The organism is Trinickia sp. HAY1-2D (assembly GCF_056754935.1).
This window is the reverse complement of sequence record NZ_JBPGWX010000001.1, coordinates 70,123-90,869: the sequence shown is the minus strand read 5'-3', so window position 1 is coordinate 90,869 and position 20,747 is coordinate 70,123. Positions and strand designations below refer to the sequence as shown.

Here is a 20,747-nt window from a genome sequence, read left to right as displayed (position 1 = left end):
GACGGTCCCCACTATTGTCGCCGCCGAATCAAAGATATGGACATCACCCCAAAAGCAATCGCGAATACGAGAGGAGTGGCTCATGGAACATGGCATCGACGAACGCAGGCGTTGGCTCGCGCTGATCCTGCTCTGTTTCGGCGTGCTGATGATCGTACTCGATACGACCATCGTGAACGTCGCCTTGCCGTCCATCCGCGCGGATCTCGGGTTCACCGAAACGTCGCTCGTATGGGTGGTCAATGCGTACATGCTCACGTTCGGCGGTTTTCTACTGTTGGGCGGCCGCCTCGGCGATCTGTTCGGACACCGGAGGCTGTTCCTGCTAGGCATCGCGCTTTTTACGCTGGCGTCCACCGGATGCGGGCTCGCTTATTCGCAAGGCCTGCTGGTCGCTGCGCGCGCGGTGCAAGGTGTGGCCGGAGCGGTGGTCTCCGCCGTCTCGCTGTCGCTGATCATGAATCTGTTCACCTCGCCGGGCGATCGCGCGAAAGCGATGGGCGTCTATGGCTTCGTCTGCGCGAGCGGCGGCAGTATCGGCGTGCTGCTTGGCGGTCTGCTGACGAGCACGCTCAGCTGGCACTGGATATTTCTGGTCAACGTCCCGATCGGTGTCGGCGTCTATGTGGCATGCCTGGCGCTGCTGCCGGCCGCCAAGCCGTTGGCTGAGCGCGGCAAACTCGATGTGGCGGGCGCGCTCGCCGTCACGACCTCGTTGATGTTCGCGGTCTATGCGATCGTGCATGGCAACGAAGCGGGCTGGACGTCCGTACCGACTCTTGCACAGCTCGGCCTCGCCATCGGCTTGATGGTCGTTTTTCTGATCGTCGAATCGCGCGTGTCACATCCGCTCATGCCGCTTCGGATGTTCGCGTTGCGCAATGTGGCGACCGCCAACGTGGTAGGCGTGCTCTGGGCCGCGGCGATGTTCGCATGGTTCTTCATCTCGGCGCTCTATCTCCAGCGGGTGCTCGGCTACAGCGCCATGAAAGTCGGCCTGGCGTTCCTGCCGGCCAATATCATCATGGCCGTCTTTTCCCTCGGGCTATCGGCGAAGCTCGTCATGCGCTTCGGTATTCGCGCCCCGTTGTGCATCGGTCTTCTCGTCGCGGCGCTCGGCCTTGCGTCGTTTGCGCGCGCACCCGTGGACGGCAGCTTTGCGTTACACGTGCTGCCGGGCATGATCCTGCTGGGCCTCGGCGCCGGTGTGGCGTTCAACCCGGTTCTGCTGGCCGCCATGAGCGATGTGGCGCCCGACGAGTCGGGTCTAGCCTCCGGCGTGGTCAACACGTCGTTCATGATGGGGGGCGCGCTGGGGTTGGCGATTCTCGCCAGCCTGGCGGCTGCGCGCAGCGATCGGCTTGCCGCCGCGGGTGCGGACCTCAACCGCGCGCTCAACGGCGGTTACCATCTCGCGTTCTTGCTCGGCGCGATTGCCGCCACGATCGCCGCGGTGTTGGCCGGCGCGTTCGTGCGGACGCGGCCTCCTGAAGCGGCAGGTCATCCGGACGAGACCGCCCAATCTGTTTCCAGCGCGAGCCGGTAGCGCCGCGGCGCTCGAGATCTTGAAGGTGTCTACAGTAGTCGAGTCGACGGGATTTGAAAGAATGCCACGACCTCGCTCAGTTGGCGCCCCTGCTCGTGTAGCGAAGTCGAGGCAGCCGCGGCCTCTTCGACGAGCGCCGCGTTTTGCTGCGTCGTCTGATCCATCTGGGCCACCGCTATATTGACCTGCTCGATGCCACGGCTTTGCTCTGCCGATGCCGCTGCAATTTCATTCATGATGTCGCGCACCGCCGTGATCGCTCGCGTGACCTCATCCATCGTCTCGCCAGCTTCCGATGCCAGTCGTGCACCATCGTCGACTTTCGCGACGGACGTGGCGATGAGCTCCTTGATTTCCTTGGCGGCGCCAGCCGAACGCTGGGCCAGATTGCGCACCTCTGACGCCACGACAGCGAAACCGCGCCCTTGATCCCCGGCGCGCGCAGCCTCCACTGCCGCATTCAACGCGAGAATGTTCGTCTGAAACGCGATCCCTTCGATGATCCCGGTGATGTCCGCGATCTTGCCCGAGCGCTCGCTGATCTCGCCCATGGTATTCACGACGTTGCCCACCACGGCGCTGCCTTTGAGCGCAACCTCGGCCGCATTGCCGGCCATTGCGGTGCCTTGTTGGGCATTGTCCGCATTGCGCCGAATCACCGCGGCGAGTTCCTCCATGCTGGAGGCGGTCTGCTCGAGCGAGCTCGCCTGCTCCTCCGTGCGCGACGAGAGATCCTGATTGCCCGCGGCGATCTGGCTGGTCGCCGTCGCCAAGCCATCGGCGCCGCGACGTACCTGACCCACGACTCGGAGAAGCGACCCGGTCATATCGCCGAGCGCGCTTAGGAGCCTGCCTGTCTCGTCGGCGCGATCGGTGACGATCGCTTGCGTGAGATCGCCACGCGCTACCGCCTCGGCGGCCGATACGGCTGCGCCGATCGGAACGGTAATGCCCCGGGCGATGAAAAACGCCAACAGGATGGCCAACACCAAGGCCGCGATGGTCACCCCGATGATCGTGCGTTGCGCGAACAAGGCGGCTTCTGTGATCGAAGCCCCCTTTTCATGCGTGCGTGCGGTCCCGATGGCGATCAAAGCATCGAGGGCACGGCCGATGGGCTTGTCCGCTCCCGCGACGTTACGGTCGCGCGATTCGATCGAAGCACCTGACGCGATCAGCGGATCGAGGGCCACGAGCGTCGCACGGTAAGCGGCCGTTGCCGCAATCAGCGTGTCGACACCCGCCGACTCGGCAGGCCCAAATGAACCCAAGCGCAATGACGTTCGCGCCGAGTTATCGATCTCGTCCAGGCTCGCGAGGAACTTCGCGCGATACGCACCGCCGCGAAGGACGTAATCCTTGTAGCTGTGCACCGCCTCGCCGAACATGTCTTTCGCGTGCTCGAGCAAGCGGAGTTTCGCGACTGTGACCGATTCGTACTCCTGCCATTCCCCACTGATGGCGGACAACCGTCCATACGCCACGACACCAAGCACCGCTGTCAGCAAAGCGGCGATGAAAAAGGCGATGGCCAGACGAGCGCCAATGCGCAGATCACGGAAACGGGGCAGCATAGGGTAATTCCTTCTTCGGAGCTCGGCCAAGGGGAGGCGCCATCTCGCAGCCCAATTACAGGGAACGAACGCGGGCGACGCTGTCTGATCAACGGCAGCCGTAAAACTTTCTGAACCCCTCGATGCCCCGCGTTTTCCCAGCCCCTTCAGTCTCCAGATTCGAGCCATCGCCTCCCATGGCTCGGATTAGCCCTGAATTCGGCCTCTTTTTATCGAATCGAAGCCCGCGTTGCGCGCGCAGACTGCCAATCATCGACAGACCGGATGGCTGACAAGCCCGATACCCGGTCGCGATCTTCGACACTCTGGGAGGCCGACATGAGCGCTTTCGCGACAATTCTCTCCATCTGGTTCATGGTCGCAACCTGCGCGATCCTGTTCATCCGCGGCGCGAGCCCGCGTGTCGCAACGAGGCTCGAGCGCAGCAAGGTGACGGTCGAGGCCCATCCGTACCGACGCCGGTAGTCTTCCGCCGATGCCCGCCGGACGCCGTTGAGCGCAGGATTGCGCGCGGATGTGCAGGCTGGCGGCAGTCGCCGCCGTTCGAAACGGCCACGAGGAAACGGTACACTGGCGCACCCGGCTACCGATTCCTCACGATGTTCGCCTCGCTCAATCATCCGCTTAGAGATCCGCTTTCCAAGGAACTTCACGCACGCCCCTTCCTGCGGATTACCGGCCCGGCGTCACTGAGCCATCTCGCCATCTATTCCGAGCACGACGAAGACATCCACGGCCGCTTGCTGGCGGCGTTGGCCGCCGCGATGGAACTTCCGGCGCCTTCTGCCCAGCACAATCATTACGCGGCGGGAAAAGGCGACTGGCAAGTCAAGTGGGAAAAGCACACCGAGTTTTCCACCTTCACCTTCGTGCGCACGGCCGCACAGGATCGTCTTTTCGATGGCGCAGCGATGGCGGATATTCCGCGCTCATGGCTCGCACTGCTCGAAAAAAGCGTCTTTGTCGCCGTCCACGCCGAATTGCTCTGCAACGCCGAAGCCGATGCGGCACGCCGTGAAGTCCGGGCGTTACTGCCTGGGCCCGTACTCGTGGGTACCAAGGTTCTTTCGGGCGGTGAAGTCTACTGCGACTGGCTCGTCCACGACGATCACTTCTCTCGCTTCCTGGTACTCGATCTCGGCTTCCGCGAGGCGCAGGCCGGCCGCCTGATCCAGCGGCTTTTCGAAATCGAGACCTATCGGATGATGGCGTTGCTCGCGTTACCGGACGCCCGCCGCCACAGCCAGTTTCTCGGCAAACTCGACGGATCGCTATCGATGCTCATGCGGCGCATGGAGCAGACCGGCCCCGAGCACGACGACGCCTATCTGCTCAGGGAGCTCACCCGCCTGGCCGGCCAGATCGAGGCGCACGCTGGCCTGGAGACGCGCTTCAGCGCGTCCGCGGCCTACGAGAAGCTCGTGCTCGCACGCATTGCCGAACTGCGGGAAGCGCGGATCGAAGGGTTCCCTACGATCGCGGAATTCATGCAGCGCCGGTTATTGCCCGCCATGCAAACGTGCAGTTCCGTATGGTCGAGGCATCAACAGTCCGCCACGCGCGTTGCGCGGGCCGTCGATCTGCTGCGTACGCGCGTCAATCTGGCACAGGAGGAACATACGACTGCGCTGCTCGAAGGCATGAATCGCACCGCACGCACGCAACTGCATCTGCAACATGCGGTGGAGGGCCTCTCCGTGGCGGCCATCTCGTACTACGTCCTCAATCTTTCGGGCGCGGCGCTACGCGCGCTCCACGCGGCACAACTGCCGCTGGACCCCGAGGTGCTGGAAGGCTTGCTCATCGTTCCGGTCGTGGCGGGGGTGCTGTTGTTCACCCGCCGCATCCGTCGTTTGGGCCGCGCAGACTCGCACCGACAGATTAGTTAGGACGCCGCACCTGCCAGCCGCGACAGAATCCGGCTGGCGCCGCGAAATCCATCGCCCGATGCATTGTTCACACGATTACATCCAGTGCACGGCGGCCGGTCCGGAATTGCGTTTTCCCGCAAACCAATTCGCATAAGGTCGAGCCTTGGACGCGGATACCGAGCACCATCGAGCGTAAGCGACGGGGTCGACTTGCATTGGAGGGCGCCTCGAACATGACACGGATTGGAAAGGACCGCTGCGAGAATCGTCCCGACGGCGAGCAGCCAATCGCGGGCGGACACACCTCTTCGAATCCGCCCGAGCCGACGCCCGCAACGCGAAGCCTGCCGCCTGCGCTGCAGCCGCTGAATGCCAGACCGGCGAACGACTCCCCCGTATACCTACATAAGCGAGCGCGGGTAACGCTATCGGACCCGCTCATCGAGACCCCTTACGACAAGTACGCAATTGGCCTGGTCTTTCACGAAGGCCAGTTCAACGGCAGCCGCCCCAATGAACGGCTGGCGTCGCAGTTCATGCCGTCGACGGTACGCGGTGTCTCGCCGTTTTGGGATCTCGACGAGCGAACGATTGCCCAAAAGGGGGGCAGTCTGACGGTATTCGGCGACGTGAGGGGCTCGCCATTCGAAGCACCCGACGGGAAGGTTCGCATCCGCTTGCACTATGGCGACCGGACCAATTTCGAGCGCATGAGCGAACATTTCGGCCAGCCGACCCTGGAGCAGAGAGAGCCCGCTTTCATGCGCAGTTCGTATAGAACGGTACTGATCAAAACAGGCTCGGGCTGGCAGCAGTTCAAATTTTCGATACCGGACAACCCACGTTTCTCCTTCAACGCGCCCCACAAGCGATTGTTGCCGCGGGACGTCGAAGTCGCAGTCCAATTTTCGGCGGCACTGCAAGGCAACCCCTACTATATCCGTGAGCCGGCCGGCATTGCGCTGACATTCGACGATGGGGCTGCACCGATCACCGCGCTTTGGCGCGAAATGCCTGTGGCCAGTCGTGGATTCAAGGATGGCGACTTCGTCGCCCCCGTTCATGTGCTGACGGACCCGGCATTTGCCGATAGCGAGCGAGGACGAACGATTTTCGGTACCGGCGCGCGGGGAGCTACTTCGATCGACGAACTTCAAGGATCGTGGCTCGTTCGCGAGTTGGCGCCGAAGCTCGCGGCTATCCTGATGAACACGCTCACCGACACGCATGCCCATCCGCAATTGCACGAGCAGAATATCGATGTCGTGATTGACGCTTACGGGCGGGTTGTCGACGTCCTCGTGAAGGACCTGAGCGATATTGCCCTCGACTACCGTGCAATTGCAGCGGCTGGACATAGGGAGCGATGGGGCGGTGTGCAGACGAACGACATGGCCTACGCCTCGCCGATGTCCGACCGTCTCCAGTTTCCAAATGGCGAGCGGTACACCGTCGAGCGTTTCTACGAGGCCTTCTTCGGCAGCATCGGAACGCGCCAGGACGAATCGACTGGCCAGCCTCCCGCACCTTCAGCGATTGCGCAACAGGCGACACATATGCTGGCGGACACGATACGGCGCTGGCTTCCCGGAGCATGGCTGCAAGCTCGGGGCCACGGGCCAGCGTACGGACGCGCGTTCGGCGCCAGCGCGGCCACGCCTTACGAACGCATCGCCGCTCTTCGGCAACTGATCGTTGAATATCTCGAGGAAGGCAAGCGGCCGGTCTGACGCCGGCCAGACTAATGCAACGAAAAATCCTCATTACTGTTTGGAATCCCCGCCAGCATTTCCGGTATCGACGCCAGCCGCAGGGCCCATTCCCAGGCGAGCGACACGATTGCTTCGATCGTCCTCACAACTGCTCGCCGCCTACCGAGGCGTTGCGCATCGCCATCACGCGCGGCACGATCTCGTCGAACACCTCGCGCAGCGACGTCGAACCGAAACGGCGTTCGCCCGCGCCGGCTTCGACGTCGATCATGCCGGCGTTATGCGCGTCGTAAAGCTCGACGATCAACGCCACATGCGCGGCGCTCAGTCCCGCACGGGCGAGCGTCTGCTCCCAAGCTTCGCGCGGCACCGCGACGGCATCGATGTGCCGGCCGCTCGCCTGGCCAAGTGTTTGCGCGACCTCGAACGCATTGACGCGGTGCTCGCATTCCACACTCACCACCCGCAATGCCTGCTCGGATTCGTCGAGCAGCAGTTGGGCCGCGACGCGCCCGACATCGGATGCCGCCACCGTCGGAAATTGCTTGCTCAGCGGATGGTGAAAGCTCGGTAGCACCGCTGTTTGCAACGCAAGCGGCATCACGCGCGCCCAGTTATGCATATGCTCGGCCGAACGCAGCATGATCGAGCGCGCCCCAATACCGCGCCACCGCTGCTCCAGTTCGTGAAAGAGGACCGTGATCCCGGTTCCGCGCGGCTTTTCCGCGCCATAGTCCGACAGCGCAAGCACAACGGAAGGTGGCCGCGCACGCAGCGCCGTCTCGACCGCATCGATCGCTCGACGCATCGTATCGGCCGGTTCCCTGTCGCCGCGTGGCACCGGGCAAAGCATCTGCACCGCATACGCACCTTCGAGCGCACGCTGTACCGCGGCGCTATCGGCCAATTCGCACACGACCACGTCGCAGCCCATGCGTGCAAACGCGTTGCCCTGCGCGCGGTCGTGTACCACCGCGCGCACGGGCTTTCCCGCCTCGACGAGCGCCGTTACCGTCGCGCGCCCCACATTTCCCGATGCACCGAAAATGACGAACACGATTTGCTCCGTCCACTAGGATGACGACGATCCTATCGCGGCATCGAAGGTTTCGCGCGCATGCACGGATCGCAATTCGCAGATATGGATGGCGACGATGGGCACCCAGCTGCGCGCCCCACGTTGGGCACGCCGCAGCGGACCCGGTGAAAACGTCGCACAATGTCGACCATTCGAACCGACGCCCAGCCCCTCGATGCCATGAACGCAACGACACGCGATCAACTCCCCCCGCCCCTTGCGCGCTACGTGCTGCGCTCGAGCACCGGCCTGGGATGGACTGGCTTCGGCGCCGAATTGTTGGCGTTCCCCGCCGGGGCCTACCAGGTTCCGGCAAGTACGGCCCACCGCATCGCCTTTCACGTCGGTGCGCCAGTCAAGGCCCGATGCCGCTGCGACGGGAGCCGATGCGCCCGCATCCAGGCGCACGGCGACGCCGATGTCGTTCCCGCCGGGCTCGACGGCGAGTGGATCGACGAGTCCGACAGTACGATCTTGCGCGTCTGGGTGACGGATCGCTTCGCACGGACCACTTTCGATCAGCTTGGCCTCACAGCTTCGCAAGCGCGCATCCGCCCGCAATTCCAATTACGCGATCCGCGCTTGCAGCATCTCGCGTGGGCGCTGCGTGCCGAGCTCGAATCCGATCTGCCCTCCGATCCGCTCTTCGCGGAGAGCCTGTGCACCGCGATGACGGTGCGCCTGGCTGCAGGCGCGCCCGCGCTTGGCGAGCGCAAGCAAACGCTCGGGCCGCGCGCGGCCAGACTCGTTGCAGAGTTCATCGAGAGCCATCTGGACCAGCGTTTGACGCTGTCGGATCTCGCCGCATTGGTCGAACTCAGCGTGCCGCACTTCAAAGTCCTCTTTCGTGAGACGTTTGCGATGCCGGTGCATCGTTACGTCGTTCAACGCCGCGTCGAGCGCGCCCGCGAGTTGATCTTGCAAGGCAAACTGAGCGCCACGCAGATTGCCTTGGAAACCGGTTTCGCGCATCAAAGCCATATGGCGCATTGGATGAGCCGTTTGCTCGGCACCACGCCGCGGCACATGATGCACGCCGCCAAGCAAAGCCACGATGGCGAGCCGTCGGCGCTGATCGAGCGCCGCGCGCGATACGGCTGAGTGCCATATCGGAACGCACGCAATGCCGTCGGCGCGGCAACCGGCACAGGCGGAATTCCTGCGCCGCCACACCCCGGGCTGGCACGTCCCCTGCGGGATGTGGAGCAATCGCTCGGTTTTCTGTCGGGGCACGCCATGACCGCGCTTTCACTTCGCAGAATGTACGATGCCGCGCGGCGGGAAGTCGCCTGCGTCGTCGATGCGGTCGTGCATTTCGGCGAACACCGATGCACGACGATGGCAGCCGGCATCGCCTTTTTTTCGGCCTTTTCGCTGGCGCCGCTACTCGTCATGGTAATCGCCGTCGCAGGCTGGTTTTTCGGCGCCGACGCCATCCGCGGAGAAATCTTCTCGGACGTTCATCAGTTGATCGGCGACGAGGCGGCCGCCGCGGTGCAGATGATCGTCGCCAATGCGCGTACGCACAAAGACAGCGGAGGCTTCGCCGCATTCGTGTCGTTCGTCGCGCTCGCACTCGGCGCGTCGGCGACCTTCGCTTCTCTGAACAGCGCCCTCGCCGTCGTATGGCCGATCGGTGCGACGAGCCGTTTTTCCAGCGTCGTCTCGCTCGTCAAGGTGCGGCTCATTTCATTCGGACTCGTGCTCGGCGTGGCGTTTCTCGCGATCGTTTCGCTCGTGCTCGATACCATCATCACGTTCGTCGGCGAATGGCTCTGGGGCGGTACCTCGTATGCGGCAGTCGGCGACATCCTGCAGTTGACGTTCGGGCTCGTGGTACTCGCGCTGTCGTTCGCAGCGCTGCTCAAATTCCTGCCCGACGCTCGTGTCGAGTGGCGCGATGCCTTGATAGGCGGCGTCGTCTCCGCGTTGCTGTTTTCTGGCGGCAAAAAGCTGTTCGCGCTCTATCTCGCGCATGCCGGAATGGCCAATGCGTTCGGCGCGGCAGGCTCGCTCGCGGCACTGCTCATGTGGCTTTACTTTTCGGCCCTCGTCCTGCTGTTCGGCGCGGAGTTCGCCGCGTCCCGCGATCGCACGAGGCGTGCCGCAAGAGACCAGCTCCGAAAGGAACGGCAGCGTACGGGCCCCGTCCGGCCGGCAGCCGGTAAAACGCTACGCTGATGAATTAACTGTCGCTTTAGCCAGACAATTACGCGCGTTCGATTAATTAAATATCACAACGTGAACTATTCCCGATTTAGGAATAGACAATTTCGCATTACGCAACGATGCACGCCCTGGTGGCTTACCGCGGCCACGTGTCACGGGTGTTTCCTTTTGGAGACACTTTCTTTTTTTCCGGTCACCTTTGTAAGGACATTGCGATATTCTCCGCTTCGCAACAGTCTTCGATAATCATTCGCGTGGAGAAATGATGAAAAAAATCGCATTGTCGACGCTCTCGCTCGCATTGCTCGGCGCCGCGGGTGCTGCTCAAGCTCAGAGCAGCGTGACGCTGTATGGCGTGATCGACACGTCCATCACGTATGTACATCACCAGTCGGGTAGCGACAACGGCTGGAACATGGGCACCGGCAATCTGTCCGGCAGCCGCTGGGGCCTGAAGGGCCAGGAAGATCTGGGCGGCGGACTCGCAACGATTTTCCAATTGGAAAACGGCTTCAACTCCACCACGGGTCAACTGGGTCAAGGTAGCCGCATGTTCGGCCGCCAGGCATTCGTAGGCCTCGAAAGCAAGCAATTCGGTACGGTCACGCTGGGCCGCCAATACGATCCGCTCGTCGACCTGGTGCAAGGCATCACGGCTGACAATTACTTCGGCAGCGTGTTCGCAACGGCAGGCGACGTCGACAACTACGACAACAGCTCGCGTACGAACAACTCGATCAAGTACCTGTCGCCGAACTACGCCGGCTTCCAGGTCGAGGGCATGTACTCGCTGGGCGGTGTCGCCGGCAAGACGGGCTCGGGTCAAACGTGGTCGGTGGCTGCGGCTTACAACAACGGCCCGCTCGGCGTTGCGGCAGGCTACTTCAAGGCTGACAACACGAACGGCGTGCGCACGCCGACGGCATCGGGCGGCGGCTGGAACGGCACGTCGGACGGCACGTTCAACGGCCCGATCAACCTGGGTTACCAGACGGCGAAGTCGATCAATATCGCTCGCGTTGCCGCGCAGTACACGGTGGGTGCGTTCACGGTCGGCGCTGGCTACAGCAATGCGCAATACAAGTCGGACGGCTTGTCGACGTTCGGTTCGACCGAGAAGTACAACACGGGGCAAGGCTTCGTGAACTACCAGTTGACGCCGGCGATGCTGCTGGGCCTCGGCTATAGCTACACGAAGTCGAGCGGCGATACGTCGGCCAAGTACCACCAGGTTTCGCTGGGTGCCGACTACTCGCTCTCGAAGCGCACGGACGTCTACCTCGTTGGCGCATATCAACATGCCAGCGGCCAGACGCGTGACGCGACGGGCACGGCGGTTGTCAACGCGCAAGCGTCGGTGGGTTCGTACGGCTACGCCGGTACGAGCAGCCAGGAACTCGTGGCAGTGGGTCTGCGCCACAAGTTCTGATCGAAGTCGAACGGGGTCGCGGCGAGCGATCGTCAGGACTCCGATGCAATATGAACCGGCCGGGATCGTTCCCGGCCGGTTTTTTGTTTTTTACGGCAGGAGTTATCGCTTTAGCGGTTACTCCTGCCCAATGCAGAGCAAGGCAGGAGTTACCGCTTTAGCGATTACTCCTGCCCAACGCAGAGCAGGGGGCATCGCCAGCAAACACGAAGCAAACAGAAAGCTCGTCGATCGACTTCTGAAAGCTCGGTGCCTCGGTCCCTTAATTTGCGCGTGCTCCAATGCGCCCGTTCCCCCACGATCAGGAGCACGCCCCCATGTTTCGCCGCACGTACTTTCCTGCCCTACTCGCCGCGGTGTCGCTGACCGCGTTTGCCGCGTACGGCGACAACTCTCAGGCACGCCATTGGCACCGGTTCGCCGATACGTTCCCGACCGCTACGCCGATCAAACACCTCGTGGTCATCTACAACGAGAACGTCTCGTTCGACCACTACTTCGCGACCTACCCGCATGCGACGAACCCCGCCGGCGAGCCGGTATTCGTGCCCGCGCCCGGCACGCCGAAGGTCAACGGTCTGAGCGGCGCACTGCTGACGAGCAATCCGAACTCTACGAACACGGCCAACGGCACCGGTGCCGCGAATCCGTTCCGCCTCGACCGCACGCAAGCGGCAACGGCTGACCAGAATCACGCCTACACGGCCGAAGAGCAGGCCTACGACAACGGTGCTGCCGATCTCTTTCCGAAGTACACGGGTAAGGGTTCGAGCGGCGGCGCGGGCGCCTTCGGCACCAAGGGTCAAGTCATGGGCTACTACGACGGCAATACGGTCGCGGCCATGTGGAACTATGCCCAGCGCTTCGCGATGAGCGACAACGCCTATACGGACACTTACGGTCCGTCGACGCCTGGCGCGCTCGAAGCGATCGCGGGCCAGACGAACGGCATGCAGATCGTCAAATCGTCGAGAAACTCGTACTACGTGAACGATACGCAAGGCGGCTTGACGATGATCAACGACGTCGATCCGGCCTATGACCTCTGCTCAAGCGCGACCGATCAGGCCATGATGTCGGGCAGGAATATCGGCGATCTGCTCAATGCGAAGGCGATCCCGTGGGGCGGCTTCATGGGCGGCTTCGACTTGTCGGCAATGAACGCGAATGGCACGACGGGCTGCGCTCGCAGCTCGCTGTCGAACGTGGTCAACGCTTCGACGGCCGACTACATCCCGCACCACAACTGGTTCCAGTACTACGCGTCCACGTCGAACCCGCAACACTCGCGTCCGAGCTCGCTGCAATCGGTCGGCTTCACGCTGGCGGACGACGGCAGGACCAGGGACCCGGCCAACCACCAGTACGATATCGATGACTTTTTCTCGGCGGTCAAGGCCGGTAACTTCCCCGCAGTGAGTTTCCTGAAGGCGCCCGCCTATCAGGACGGTCACGCGGGATACTCGGATCCGCTCGACGAGCAGGCGTTCACGGCGAAGGTCGTCAATTTCCTGCAGCAGCAGCCCGAGTGGGACCGTACGGCGGTGATCGTGACGTGGGACGACTCGGACGGCTGGTATGACCATGCTTATGTGAAACCGACGAGCGCATCGTTCGATCCGGTCGCCGATCAGCTCAACGGCTCGGGAATGTGCGGCACGGGTCAGCAGCCGCTCGGGGTGAACGGCGGACCCGTGAATGGCCGCTGCGGCCCGGGCACGCGTATTCCGTTCCTCGTGATTTCGCCGTGGACGAAGCCGAACTACGTCAGCCACACGCAGATTTCGCAGGCTTCGATCGTCCGTTTCATCGAAGACAACTGGCTCGACGGCTCGCGCATCGGGGGAGGCTCGTTCGACGCGACGGCCGGCGATATCTCCGATATGTTCGACTTCCATAGACCGCATCCCCAGCGCCTCATTCTCGATCCGACGCTGGGCACGCCTATCCATGGACGCCATGAAGGCGACGAGCAGTAAGTAGTCCGCCCCTCACCGCGACGTTTGCAAGCCAGGGCCCTCGCGGGCCTTGGCTTGTTTGGATCGTGACGATGAAAACGCGCTTTCGCGCACTGTCCTGCGCGCCATGACGCCATGCAAACGAATGTTACCCACGCGCCCCCTCCCGCTCGATCGATGCCGCGCCGCCGAGGATGGACCGTGCTCGCGGCCGCAGCAGCGCTGCTCGCGGCCGGCGCATTGGCGCTGACAGCAGCGTATCCGCGCTCGGCGCCTGCCCCGATCGGAAGGATCGTCGCCCAACTGACCGGTGTGAACCTGCACCCGGTCCGTCTGCAGCGCCCGCAAACCGCTTCGCTGAGCGCTATGGCGATGCTCGGCAAGTCGATCTTCTTCGATCCGACGCTGTCGGCTTCGGGCAAGCTCTCTTGTGCGTCATGTCATAGCCCCGCGCGCGCATACGGCCCGCCCAATGCATTGCCTGTGCAGTTTGGCGGCAGCGACATGACGCTTCAGGGCGACCGTCCCCCGCCCTCGCTCATGTATCTGTATCGCCAGCCGAATTTCGGCATCGGTCCTTCGCAAGCGGATGCCGACGAGCCCACCAATCTCGCACAAGCCGCGCAGCAGGCATCGAGCGCGACGCGTGCGCAAAAAACCGCCGGCACCGCGCCCGCTGCCCCGGAGCTCGTGCCGCAAGGCGGCCTCTTCTGGGACGGGCGCGCCGATACCTTGCAGCAGCAGGCGTACGGTCCGCTGCTCAATCCGGTCGAAATGGCCAATGCAAGCGAACAGGAAGCGGCCGACAAACTGGCCCACAGCGCTTACCGCGATGCGTTTGCGAAGCTCTTCGGCGCGAGTGTATTGAGCGATCCGCGTTTGCTGCTTTCCGAGGCGATGTTCGCCGTGGCACGCTATCAGGTCGAAGATCCGACGTTCCATCCCTACACGAGCAAATACGATTACTGGCTCGAGGGCAAAGTCCGTCTCACCCGTGCGGAAATGCGTGGCCTGCGCCTCTTCAACGATCCGAAAAAGGCCAATTGCGCCGGTTGCCATCTATCCACGCCGACCCAAGACGGCCAACCGCCGATGTTCACGGACTTCGAGTACGAAGCGCTCGGCGTGCCCCGTAACCGCCTGTTGGCCGTCAACCGCAACGCGAACTATCACGACCTCGGTCTGTGCGGTCCCCACCGGACCGATCTCGCGAATCAGACCCAGTACTGCGGCATGTTCCTCACGCCGAGCTTGCGCAACGTTGCCACGCGCAGTGTCTTTTTCCACAACGGGGTCTACCGCTCGCTCGACGAGGTGCTGACCTTCTATAACCTGCGCGACATCGATCCCGCAAAGATCTATCCGCGCGACGCCAAGGGAAAAGTCGAGCAGTACGACGACTTGCCCGTCAAATACCGGGCGAACATCGACAAGACCGATGCGCCGTTCGATCGCAAGCCTGGCGATACGCCCGCTATGACACAAGCCGACATTGCCGACATCATCGCTTTCCTGAAGACGTTGACGGACGGCTACGCGGTGCCGCCATCGAAGCCACAGCGACAGCGGTGAAGCGCGCTTTCGCATAAAAAATCCCTGTGAGCCGTCGAGGCCCACAGGGATTTTTGCGAAAAACGCGCGATGTAACGGTTTTTAGGCCGAAGCCGCGTCCTTCAGTTTCTTCAGCGGACGTGCCTTGATGCGCACCGACGCGGGCTTTGCCGGGAACCAGCGATCTTCGCCGGTGAACGGATCCTTGCCGAAGCGCTTCTTCTTCGCCGGCACAGCTTGCACGACGATCTTCAGCAGGCCGGACAGCGTGAACTCACCGGCACCCTTCTTGTGCACCGAGCCGAGAATCGTGTCCTCGAGCGCCGAGAGCACCGCCTTCACCGATTTCGGCTCGACAGCCGAGCGCTCCGAAAGGTGGGCAGCCAGCGAGGCCTTCGTGAAGGTGTCCTTGATCGGCGACGCAGCACCGGACGCCTTCACGGCGACCTTCTTAGCCGCGGCTTTCTTCGCGGGCACTTTCTTCGCAGCTGCTTTCTTCGCCGGTGCGGCGGCAGCCTTTTTCGCAACCTTGTTTGCGGAAGTCGACATGTTTCTCCTACCTGTTGGTCGTTGAACGCACGAAGCACGCACAACATGCGCGGCGCTTCAAGGCCGGATTCTACAAGCGCCGCGCGCCTTCATGCATCTGTTTTATGCATGAAGGCCTGCCAAGACGCCGAATTTGTTGCGTTCGGCAGACTGTATGCCCGTGTCTCGCGCAACGGAAGTCACGAAAAACGGCGGACGTCCCCCTCGAAATCGTTTGGACGCAAAGCGCTCGGCGTGCAAGAGACGGACCTGCCCTGGGGCGAACCCTACGTTTGCGTGCTCAACCGATGCCGAACGCCGGGTCGCTCATGCTGCCGCGGCCGGTTTCAACATGGCCGGCGAACCCGCGCTCGAACGAGGAATCGGTGTCCACGAACACCGCAAGGTCGTACCAGCCGTGAGAAGCGCGCAAATCGAAGTAGACGTCCACGATCTCTCCGCCCACGACGCGCCGTTTGACGGAGGGAGAACCGTAGGCATCGCGCACCGTGAATTCGCAAGCCGCGCTGCCGATGTTTCTGAGCCGCAAGCCGACACTGCCGTTCGCGACGTCATACGCTTCGGTCACTTCGGGCAGCGCAACACCGCCGCCCCACCCGCGTGTCGCTTTCGCCGAGCCCTTGAAACGCCGGAAAAACCCGTTCGGCCCATGCAGGCTGTAGTGATAATGACCATCCGCATCGAGCGGGACGTCGTCGGACAGACGCTTGCCGATCTCCACGGCATACGCGCGCGGGGTGTCCGAGCTACCCGTGCGATAAAGCAGAAACGCGGCACCCGCGCGGCCGCGGTTCGTCAGCTCGATCCGTAACGTGCGCTCGCTCGCCGTGATGTAACCATGAGCAAAGAGCTCGTAGGGCAGCGCTCGCGCGGGTCGTACACCCGCCTCCTGAGCCGGTTGCGATGCGGTGAGCGGCGGCAGCGGAATATAGCCGAAATGGCGTTGGCGATCGACCGTCCCATATTCATCCGTACCGGGCAGCGCTGGAAATGCGGTGTTCGGATTGGCAAAATCGAACGCACTCGTCAGATCGCCGCAGATCGCCCGCCGCCATGCCGTGATGTTCGACTCCCGCAGCGCACCGCTGCCGGCGCGGCTGAACCGGCGTTCGATGAAGCGGATGATCGACGTATGGTCGAAGGTTTCGGAACACACCCAGCCGCCCTTGGACCACGGCGACACCACGAGCATCGGTACGCGCGGGCCCAGTCCGTAGGGACCGGACGCTTTGCCCGGCGCACCGCCAAAGTATTCGTTCGATGTGTCGACGGTGGAACGTCCGGTCTGATCCGACCATGGCGCGAACGGCGGCACGACATGATCGAAGAAGCCGTCGTTTTCGTCGTAGGCGATGAACAGCACCGTTTTGCTCCATACCGCCGGATTTGCCGTCAGCGCTTGCAATATCCGATCGATGTACCAGGCGCCAAAGTTGGGCGGCCAATTCGGATGTTCGGAATACGCCTCGGGTGGAACGATCCACGATACCTGCGGCAACCTGTCGTTGAGCACGTCGTTCTTCAGGATGTCGAAGTAACCGTCTCCCCTCGCCGCATTCGTACCGGTGCGCGCATTGTCGTATAGCGCATCGCCTGGCCGCGCGTTGCGATACTGGTTGAAAAAGAGCAGTGAATTGTCGCCGTAAGTGCCGATGAACGGGTCCTTCGTCCACCCCCAGGAACCGTTTGCGTCGAGGCCCATACCGATGTCCTGATAGATCTTCCACGAAACACCCGCGGCTTGCAGTTTCTCGGGAAAAGTCGACCACGTGTAGCCCGCCTCGGCGTTATCGATCACGGGGCCGCCGCCGGTACAGTTGTTGCCCAGCCCGCCCGTCCATAGGTAATAGCGGTTCGGGTCCGTCGGCGCCATGCTCGAGCAATGGTAGGCATCGCAAATCGTGAAGGCGTCGGCGAGCGCGTAGTGGAACGGAATGTCCTCGCGCGTGAGGTAGGCCATCGTGGTCGGCCCTTTCGCCAGCATCCATTGATCGTAGCGGCCGCCGTTCCAGGCGAAGTGAGTCGTCGCCCAATCGTGCAGCAGGCCTTGCATGTACTTCATGCCGAGGTTGGCCACGCCGGGCCGGTAGGGCGAAAGCTGACCGTATCCGGCGACGACCGGCTGATTCCAGACCGGGTTGCCGCTCGGCAGCGTCATGGCGCGGCGGTCGCCGTAGCCGCGCACACCGCGAAGCGTACCGAAGTAATGATCGAACGAGCGGTTTTCCTGCATCAGGACGACGACGTGCGCGACGTCCTCGATGCTGCGGGTCGTATCGTGGGCGGGAATCGCGAGTGCATTGCGAATGCCCCTTGGCAACAAACCGGCAGCGGCAAATGTACCTGCCGCTTGCGCGGCTGCCCGCATGAAAACGCGGCGGCTGATCGACGTCATGAGCTGGACCCCGCAATTACGAGATGAGCGACGTTATGGACCATCGATCGGTCCATCGCAATGCGCGGCGGCCGTGTTAGAGGAGAGGAACGGGAAAGGGAACGGGGGAAACGTTATTGAGAGAAGGGAGCGGTGGCATTGAACGGAAGGACGGGTCCGCCCCAAGAGCGAACCCGCTTCATCGATCAAGCTGCGCAGAAGGCCGGATCGCTCATGCTGTCGCGGCCGGTTTCGACGTGACCGGCAAGTGCTCGATGAAACGCCGGATCGGTATCGACGCTGACTTTCAAGTCATACCACGCATGGAATGCCCGCAAATCGATATACAGGTCCGCACTTTCTCCACCGGCGACCCTGCGTTTGACGAGGCTCCCATCGTAAGCGTTGACGACGGTAAACACGCAAGGCGCGCTGCCGAAGTTCTTCAAATGCAGTTCGATGTTTCCGTTCGCCACGTCGTACGACTCGGTGACCTCGGGCATCGCCGTGCCCGCGTTCCAGCCGCTTGCGGCACTCGGCACGCCCGCACCCGCGAAGCGGCGCATCAGCCCATTCGGACCATGCACGGTGTAGTCGTACCGCCCATCGACGGGCAGCGCCAGTGTATCGGCAATGCGCTTTTTCGCTTCGACGGCGTACGAGCGGGGGGTGTCGAGGCTTTTTGCACGATAGACGAGAAACGCGGCCGCGGCCGAACCGGTATTGATGAACTCGAGGCGAAGCGCGCGCTGCGCCGCTTCGACGCGCGAGTGGACGAACAGCTCGTACGGCAGCGCGCGCGCCGGTCGCACGCCCGGTTCCTGATTCGGCTTCGCCTGAACGAGCGGCGGCACCGGTACGTAGTCCGGATGGCGTGCTTTGTCGGGCGGCACATAGCCGGTCGTTGCCGGAAGCGCCGGGAATGCGGCGTTCGGATGAGCGAAATCGAACGCACGCGTGAGGTCCCCGCAGATCGCGCGGCGCCACGGCGTGATGTTGAGTTCGCTCAGATTGCGCCTTCCGCCGTTGCCGAACCGGCGCTCGATGAAGCGAATGATCGAGGTGTGATCGAACGTCTCCGAGCAGAGCCAGCCGCCCTTCGACCACGGCGAAACAATGAGCATCGGTACCCGCGGCCCCAGACCGTAGGGCCCCGCAGGATTGCCGTCCTTGCCCGGGTAGTACTCGTCGATCGTGTCCACTGTCGAGCGGCCGACGCTCGGCGACCATGGCGCAAACGGCGGCGCGACGTGATCGAAGAAGCCATCGTTTTCGTCGTAGGTGATGAGAAGCGCTGTTTTGCTCCATACCGCCGGGTTCGATGTCAGAACCTGCAATACCTGATCGATATACCAGGCGCCATAATTCGCAGGCCAATTCGGGTGCTCGGAGTACGCCTCGGGAGCAACGATCCACGAGACCTGCGGGAGCTTACCGCCCTGCACGTCGCGCTTCAGGACGTCGAAGTAGTCGCCGCTCACAGCGACATGGGTGCCCGTGCGCGCATTGTCGTAAAGCGGATCGCCCGGCTGAGCATTGCGGTACTGGTTGAAATACAGCAGCGAGTTGTCGCCGTAGTTGCCTATGAAGGCGTCCTGCGTCCAACCCCACGAGCCTTTCGCGTCGAGGCCCGTCCCGATGTCCTGATAGATCTTCCACGAGATGCCGGCCGTCTGGAGCTTCTCCGGAAACGTCGACCAACCGTAGCCGGCTTCTGCGTTATCGATCACGGGACCGCCACCGCTGCCGTCGTTGCCGACCCAGCCCGTCCACATGTAGTAGCGGTTCGGATCCGTCGGCGTCATGCCCGAGCAGTGATAGGCATCGCAGATCGTGAAGGCATCGGCAAGCTGGTAGTGAAATGGAATATCTTCACGTGTGAGATAAGCCATCGTCGTCGTACTCTTGGCCGGTACCCACTGATCGTAGCGCCCCCCGTTCCATGCGGCATGCGTCGTCGTCCAGTCGTGCGGCAAGTCTTGCAGGAACTGCATGCCGAGCTCCGGCGCGCTCGGCCGAAACGGCAAGACGTAACCGAGATCCGCCGCAGCCGGCTGGTACCAGACGGGCCGGCCGTTGGGCAACGTGATCGCGCGGCGGTCCCCGTAGCCGCGCACACCGCGCAGGGTGCCGAAGTAGTGGTCGAACGAGCGGTTTTCCTGCATCAGGATGACGATGTGCTCGATGTCGTCGATGCTGCGCGTCGCATCGTTGGCGGGGATGGCGAGCGCATTGCGGATACCGGCGGGCAATGCACCCATGGCGGCAGCGGCGCCCCCCGCTTGAGCGGCGGCACGCAGGAAGTCACGGCGGCTTGTCGAGGTCATTTTCGATTCGTAGGGCGGAAGTGGAACGAGACGGTCTCGCGCAAGCGGGACACGTCGACGGGTAAGGCCAAAGCGAACACGCACGAACACATGCGGACTACTTGAAACTGAACCGTCGTCGGCTGCGGACAACCCGCGTCGAACGAACCCTGTCTGTTGACGCCCCCGCTAGTCGGCAGAGTGCATGACTGGGGGCAATAGCGCGCCCGATGCGGGCGGCGGCGCAACAGCGCTCCCGCCCACGCCGAAACGTTGCGCGAAAACCGGTTTCGAGGGCTCGACAGTGTGGGGCGCCGGATTGGCGCCAGGCAAGGTGGGCACGCGTTCGGCGTGGCGCGACAGCGCATCGTCCGCGCGGCTGCCGTGATCATCGCCGCAGCCGGCCAGCGCTACGACGAGTCCCACGCATACCGCCCGTGCAAGCGCGAACGAAATACATCGGCCACATGCTCTGCAGGGTCGACGCTCTGGCATTGAACCTCCCACGATGGGACCTCGACAGCGCACATCTGTAGTGAACAGGCCCTCGGATGGCGGACACGATAAAAACGAATCGTGTCGCCTTGATGAAGAACGTTATGCGCGAAACACGCATTCGTCTCAATGTGG

Annotated in this window: 15 protein-coding genes; 9 read left to right on the top strand and 6 right to left on the bottom strand. The window is 62.8% G+C overall.

The window, feature by feature from the left end; all coding sequences use genetic code 11:
* The first annotated feature begins 82 nt into the window (after nucleotides 1-82).
* On the top strand, nucleotides 83-1,546 hold the full coding sequence (locus tag ACR9ZC_RS00425) for a DHA2 family efflux MFS transporter permease subunit (protein WP_481578667.1): 1,464 nt from the start codon (nucleotides 83-85) through the stop codon (nucleotides 1,544-1,546).
* A 29-nt stretch (nucleotides 1,547-1,575) separates the two neighbouring features.
* On the opposite strand, the gene ACR9ZC_RS00420 is transcribed toward ACR9ZC_RS00425, so the two are convergent.
* Nucleotides 1,576-3,120: a methyl-accepting chemotaxis protein gene (locus ACR9ZC_RS00420; protein WP_481578666.1), complete on the bottom strand. Its 1,545-nt coding sequence runs from the start codon at nucleotides 3,118-3,120 to the stop codon at nucleotides 1,576-1,578.
* A 318-nt stretch (nucleotides 3,121-3,438) separates the two neighbouring features.
* Between ACR9ZC_RS00420 and ACR9ZC_RS00415 the strand changes: the two genes are divergently transcribed.
* The 3 genes from ACR9ZC_RS00415 to ACR9ZC_RS00405 all read left to right on the top strand — a co-directional run bounded on the left by ACR9ZC_RS00415 (nucleotide 3,439) and on the right by ACR9ZC_RS00405 (nucleotide 6,721).
* Nucleotides 3,439-3,585, top strand: a complete 147-nt coding sequence (locus ACR9ZC_RS00415; RefSeq protein ID WP_331573720.1) for a hypothetical protein — start codon at nucleotides 3,439-3,441, stop codon at nucleotides 3,583-3,585.
* A 134-nt stretch (nucleotides 3,586-3,719) separates the two neighbouring features.
* Nucleotides 3,720-5,009, top strand: a complete 1,290-nt coding sequence (locus tag ACR9ZC_RS00410; RefSeq protein ID WP_481578665.1) for a DUF3422 family protein — start codon at nucleotides 3,720-3,722, stop codon at nucleotides 5,007-5,009.
* 215 nt (nucleotides 5,010-5,224) lie between these two features.
* Entirely contained in the window at nucleotides 5,225-6,721 is a 1,497-nt protein-coding gene (locus tag ACR9ZC_RS00405; RefSeq protein ID WP_481578664.1) for a hypothetical protein, read from the top strand.
* A 124-nt stretch (nucleotides 6,722-6,845) separates the two neighbouring features.
* Here the strand turns inward: ACR9ZC_RS00405 and ACR9ZC_RS00400 are convergent, their stop codons facing one another.
* Nucleotides 6,846-7,760, bottom strand: a complete 915-nt coding sequence (locus ACR9ZC_RS00400; RefSeq protein ID WP_481578663.1) for an NmrA family NAD(P)-binding protein — start codon at nucleotides 7,758-7,760, stop codon at nucleotides 6,846-6,848.
* A gap of 201 nt (nucleotides 7,761-7,961) precedes the next feature.
* Here ACR9ZC_RS00400 and ACR9ZC_RS00395 point away from each other — a divergent pair, with 201 nt between their 5' ends.
* The 5 genes from ACR9ZC_RS00395 to ACR9ZC_RS00375 all read left to right on the top strand — a co-directional run bounded on the left by ACR9ZC_RS00395 (nucleotide 7,962) and on the right by ACR9ZC_RS00375 (nucleotide 14,909).
* Nucleotides 7,962-8,882, top strand: coding sequence for a helix-turn-helix domain-containing protein (locus ACR9ZC_RS00395; RefSeq protein WP_481579673.1), 921 nt, complete (start codon nucleotides 7,962-7,964; stop codon nucleotides 8,880-8,882).
* Nucleotides 8,883-9,017: 135 nt separating this feature from the next.
* A complete protein-coding gene (locus tag ACR9ZC_RS00390; RefSeq protein ID WP_481578662.1) occupies nucleotides 9,018-9,962 on the top strand; it encodes a YihY/virulence factor BrkB family protein in 945 nt (314 codons plus the stop codon).
* A gap of 253 nt (nucleotides 9,963-10,215) precedes the next feature.
* Nucleotides 10,216-11,379 (top strand): porin, encoded by a 1,164-nt coding sequence (locus ACR9ZC_RS00385; RefSeq protein ID WP_481579672.1) that lies wholly within the window; start codon nucleotides 10,216-10,218, stop codon nucleotides 11,377-11,379.
* 317 nt (nucleotides 11,380-11,696) lie between these two features.
* The gene (locus ACR9ZC_RS00380) at nucleotides 11,697-13,358 is read left to right on the top strand and encodes a phospholipase C (RefSeq protein WP_481578661.1); all 1,662 of its coding nucleotides are present in this window, start codon (nucleotides 11,697-11,699) and stop codon (nucleotides 13,356-13,358) included.
* Between the two features lie 114 nt (nucleotides 13,359-13,472).
* Nucleotides 13,473-14,909: a cytochrome-c peroxidase gene (locus tag ACR9ZC_RS00375; protein ID WP_481578660.1), complete on the top strand. Its 1,437-nt coding sequence runs from the start codon at nucleotides 13,473-13,475 to the stop codon at nucleotides 14,907-14,909.
* Nucleotides 14,910-14,990: 81 nt separating this feature from the next.
* Here ACR9ZC_RS00375 and ACR9ZC_RS00370 read toward each other — a convergent pair whose 3' ends face one another.
* From ACR9ZC_RS00370 to ACR9ZC_RS00355, 4 genes are all read right to left on the bottom strand, one after another.
* The gene (locus tag ACR9ZC_RS00370; RefSeq protein WP_331568219.1) at nucleotides 14,991-15,437 is read right to left on the bottom strand and encodes an HU family DNA-binding protein; all 447 of its coding nucleotides are present in this window, start codon (nucleotides 15,435-15,437) and stop codon (nucleotides 14,991-14,993) included.
* A gap of 280 nt (nucleotides 15,438-15,717) precedes the next feature.
* Nucleotides 15,718-17,832, bottom strand: coding sequence for a phosphocholine-specific phospholipase C (locus tag ACR9ZC_RS00365; RefSeq protein WP_481578659.1), 2,115 nt, complete (start codon nucleotides 17,830-17,832; stop codon nucleotides 15,718-15,720).
* Nucleotides 17,833-18,017: 185 nt separating this feature from the next.
* Entirely contained in the window at nucleotides 18,018-20,138 is a 2,121-nt protein-coding gene (locus tag ACR9ZC_RS00360) for a phosphocholine-specific phospholipase C (protein ID WP_481578658.1), read from the bottom strand.
* A 168-nt stretch (nucleotides 20,139-20,306) separates the two neighbouring features.
* The gene (locus ACR9ZC_RS00355; protein WP_481578657.1) at nucleotides 20,307-20,543 is read right to left on the bottom strand and encodes a hypothetical protein; all 237 of its coding nucleotides are present in this window, start codon (nucleotides 20,541-20,543) and stop codon (nucleotides 20,307-20,309) included.
* Nucleotides 20,544-20,747 lie beyond the last annotated feature (204 nt).

What these genes read in the sequence shown, in the direction of transcription:
- ACR9ZC_RS00380 (WP_481578661.1), top strand. Translation starts at nt 11,697, where the DNA reads ATGTTTCGCCGCACGTACTTTCCTGCCCTACTCGCCGCGGTGTCGCTG.
- ACR9ZC_RS00395 (WP_481579673.1), top strand. Translation starts at nt 7,962, where the DNA reads ATGAACGCAACGACACGCGATCAACTCCCCCCGCCCCTTGCGCGCTAC.
- ACR9ZC_RS00420 (WP_481578666.1), bottom strand. Translation starts at nt 3,120, where the DNA reads ATGCTGCCCCGTTTCCGTGATCTGCGCATTGGCGCTCGTCTGGCCATC.
- ACR9ZC_RS00375 (WP_481578660.1), top strand. Translation starts at nt 13,473, where the DNA reads ATGCAAACGAATGTTACCCACGCGCCCCCTCCCGCTCGATCGATGCCG.
- ACR9ZC_RS00425 (WP_481578667.1), top strand. Translation starts at nt 83, where the DNA reads ATGGAACATGGCATCGACGAACGCAGGCGTTGGCTCGCGCTGATCCTG.
- ACR9ZC_RS00390 (WP_481578662.1), top strand. Translation starts at nt 9,018, where the DNA reads ATGACCGCGCTTTCACTTCGCAGAATGTACGATGCCGCGCGGCGGGAA.
- ACR9ZC_RS00365 (WP_481578659.1), bottom strand. Translation starts at nt 17,832, where the DNA reads ATGACGTCGATCAGCCGCCGCGTTTTCATGCGGGCAGCCGCGCAAGCG.
- ACR9ZC_RS00405 (WP_481578664.1), top strand. Translation starts at nt 5,225, where the DNA reads ATGACACGGATTGGAAAGGACCGCTGCGAGAATCGTCCCGACGGCGAG.
- ACR9ZC_RS00415 (WP_331573720.1), top strand. Translation starts at nt 3,439, where the DNA reads ATGAGCGCTTTCGCGACAATTCTCTCCATCTGGTTCATGGTCGCAACC.
- ACR9ZC_RS00385 (WP_481579672.1), top strand. Translation starts at nt 10,216, where the DNA reads ATGAAAAAAATCGCATTGTCGACGCTCTCGCTCGCATTGCTCGGCGCC.
- ACR9ZC_RS00410 (WP_481578665.1), top strand. Translation starts at nt 3,720, where the DNA reads ATGTTCGCCTCGCTCAATCATCCGCTTAGAGATCCGCTTTCCAAGGAA.
- ACR9ZC_RS00370 (WP_331568219.1), bottom strand. Translation starts at nt 15,437, where the DNA reads ATGTCGACTTCCGCAAACAAGGTTGCGAAAAAGGCTGCCGCCGCACCG.
- ACR9ZC_RS00360 (WP_481578658.1), bottom strand. Translation starts at nt 20,138, where the DNA reads ATGACCTCGACAAGCCGCCGTGACTTCCTGCGTGCCGCCGCTCAAGCG.